Source organism: Brevibacterium renqingii (assembly GCF_017808105.1).
GTDB lineage: Bacteria > Actinomycetota > Actinomycetes > Actinomycetales > Brevibacteriaceae > Brevibacterium > Brevibacterium renqingii.
The window spans coordinates 1-2,551 of sequence record NZ_JADBHF010000025.1; the positions used below are offsets into that span (position 1 = coordinate 1).

The 2,551-nt window shown below is 60.6% G+C and carries 3 protein-coding genes and 1 other annotated feature; of the genes, 1 reads left to right on the plus strand and 2 read right to left on the minus strand.

The window, feature by feature from the left end; genetic code table 11:
* Positions 1-136 precede the first annotated feature (136 nt).
* On the minus strand, positions 137-967 hold the full coding sequence (locus IHE57_RS16115) for an IS3 family transposase (RefSeq protein WP_209374665.1): 831 nt from the start codon (positions 965-967) through the stop codon (positions 137-139).
* Positions 875-1,003 (minus strand) — a sequence feature (AL1L pseudoknot). Its footprint overlaps the gene before it by 93 nt.
* Positions 964-1,296, minus strand: a complete 333-nt coding sequence (locus IHE57_RS16120; protein ID WP_209374667.1) for a transposase — start codon at positions 1,294-1,296, stop codon at positions 964-966. It overlaps the preceding feature by 40 nt. Before IHE57_RS16120 ends, IHE57_RS16115 begins: the two co-directional genes overlap by 4 nt.
* 40 nt (positions 1,297-1,336) lie before the next feature.
* On the opposite strand from IHE57_RS16120, the gene IHE57_RS16125 reads away from it, so the two are divergent.
* A complete protein-coding gene (locus IHE57_RS16125) occupies positions 1,337-1,936 on the plus strand; it encodes a GNAT family N-acetyltransferase (protein WP_209374669.1) in 600 nt (199 codons plus the stop codon).
* Positions 1,937-2,551 lie beyond the last annotated feature (615 nt).

The window sequence follows — 2,551 nt, forward strand, 5'->3', positions numbered from 1 at the left end:
GTGTAGATCTTTGGCATGACTTCTATCCTTCCTGGAATTTATCCAGTCGTGAAGTCAACCAAACCTTCAGCAGTCCCATCCATTCAGAATGAACCTCGGTCGGCGGTCGGTAGCCGATCGCTGAATGCAACCTGGACTAGTTGTACCAAGCCACCCACTTCGATGTCTCCGCCATCACCTCAATCAATCCCGACCACACCTTCCGGTCGATGAGCTCTGCCTTGTAGACCGAGTTCAGCGCCTCAGCCATGGCGTTATCGTACGAGTCTCCACGCGACCCCACCGACGCCACGACCTCTGACTCTGCGAGGGTCTCCCCATAGCGAATCGACCGGAATTGCACCCCGCGATCCGAGTGGTGGACGAGCCCGGAGACGTCTTCGCCGGCCCGGTATTTCGCAGCCAGAGCCATCGTCAGAGCGTCCCTGGCCAGAGACTCCCGCATATGGTTCGTCACCTGCCAGCCGACGATCTCCCGGTGGAAGACATCGAGGATGAACGTCGTGTACACCCACCCAGCTTGCGTGGGCACATAGGTGATGTCCGCGACCCACAAACAGTTGGGTGCCGGTGCTGCGAACTCACGTTCGACGAGATCATCCGGGCACTCCTCAGCACGTGCTGAGGCCGTCTTCGGACGCTTCCGCTTCCGCCGGATTCCGTCGATGCCTAACTGGCGCATCAACCGCTCTACCGTGCACCGAGCAACAGGGCCGAACCGGTCGGCGTACTCGCGGTTGATCGCCCTCCACATCTTCCGCACCCCGTAGCAGGAGTAGTTCGCCTCATAGACATCCTGGATGACCGCCATCAGTGCCTGGTCCCGACGAGCCCGGTCTGATGGTTGACGCTTCTTGTAGGCGTAATACGAGCTCACAGCAATCCGTGCCGCAGTCCCGGACAGGGCGCGCACGATTGGCTCGACTCCGAACTCGTGACGATTATCGTCGATGAAGGCGACGGTCACTTCGATGGGCGGTCGAGCTCCGCCGCGAAGAAAGCCGACGCTCTCTTCAGAATCTCGTTGGCCCGCTTCGCTTCAGCCAACTCAGCCCGCAGCCGACGGTTCTCCACTTCCAAGTCGACCGACTCGGCCGGGGTGGCTTTGCCGGAATCCTTGTGCTTACGTACCCAGACTCGCAGGGTTTCTTTACTCAGGCCGAGCTCGTTCGCGACACGGGTGATCGCTCCGTTCGCGGTGTCCGGATCGGCCTGGGCATGGATGACGAGCTCGACGGCACGAGCCTTGAGTTCGTCGGTGTATTTCACTGGCAAGAGAGAATCTCCTTCTTCCAATCTCCCTGCCTCTATTATCCCCGGGGCGATTCACGGCGATATGGAACTGTCGCCCGTGCGGGAATCAGACTATTCGGAGCTCGCTGAGATCGCACGTGGCGGCGTGCGTCGAGACGATGTCCAGGCCTTCGTCGTCGATTGGGACAGCGGCAGTGATGAACAGATAGCGAGGTCGATCGCTCAATACCAGTGGTCGACACGGGCAAATTTCGACGTCGACGATTGGACGATCGAGTTCACAGTCCGGGTGGGCGGTCGTGCGGTCGGTATTCAGGGCGTCAACGGCCGACACTTCTCCAGGACTCACACGGTTTCGACTGGGTCGTGGCTTGCCCGCTCTGAACAGGGTCATGGATACGGAACGCAGATGAGGTGGGCGATCGTCATAGCCTTTGCCGACCATTGTGGTGCGTCGACTTTCGAGACGGCATATGTCGAGGGCAACGAAGCCAGCCGACGTGTATCAGAGAAGGTCGGATACTCTCCAAACGGCAGCCACACTATCGTCGCTCAAAACGGAGAGGCAAGGCTTGAGCACAAACTGACCCTTGACTCGGTCGACATTGCACGACCCGACGAGGCGGTCCAGGTCGAAGGCGCGGCCGCATTTCGTCGGTTCTTGGGCCTCGAGTCAGCCTGACAACGCCAGCGCCCAGCTCATGCACAACTGGTTCGATTCGAAGATAGGCCGGTGCTGCTGCTCGACAGATTGGCCGTCCGCAACACCGACGACCATTTACGCAATCATGGATTCCTCCGCTCCCCGGCCGGGCGGGCACTCAGTCCTGTGTTTGCCGTCAATCCCGAACCGGATCTTGCTGTCGAGCTTCAGACAGCGATCATTGGTGTCGCCGAGGCCGAGGCGCTGCTCGAATTCGCGCCTCTGCGCCACATCACGACCCCAGAGGCGCGAGCCATACTTTTTGAAGTTGTCGGGCAGTCGGACAGTGGCGAGAGACTGCGGTCTCCCTGCCCGTCCCCGGACACGAGCTGGAGACCGTCGGCGAAGCCATCGAAACGCAACCGGAGAGGATCCGAGCGGTGCTCGGATGAGCCGGCATTCTCCGCCTCGCCTGCCGGGCGTCGTTGCTGGACTGAAAGCGGGACCGGAGGCCCAGGGGCCTCGGCGTGCAGCCGACGGTGACGGCTGTGCGGGTCTGCTTCAAGTCTTTGGCGGGTGTGTGGTGGGTGTCACGTGGTTGAGGTGGGGTTTGGATTTGCGTGGGGGTGTTGGCCTGGTCTAGAGTTATATCTC

What these genes read in the sequence shown, in the direction of transcription:
- IHE57_RS16125 (WP_209374669.1), top strand. Translation starts at nt 1,337, where the DNA reads ATGGAACTGTCGCCCGTGCGGGAATCAGACTATTCGGAGCTCGCTGAG.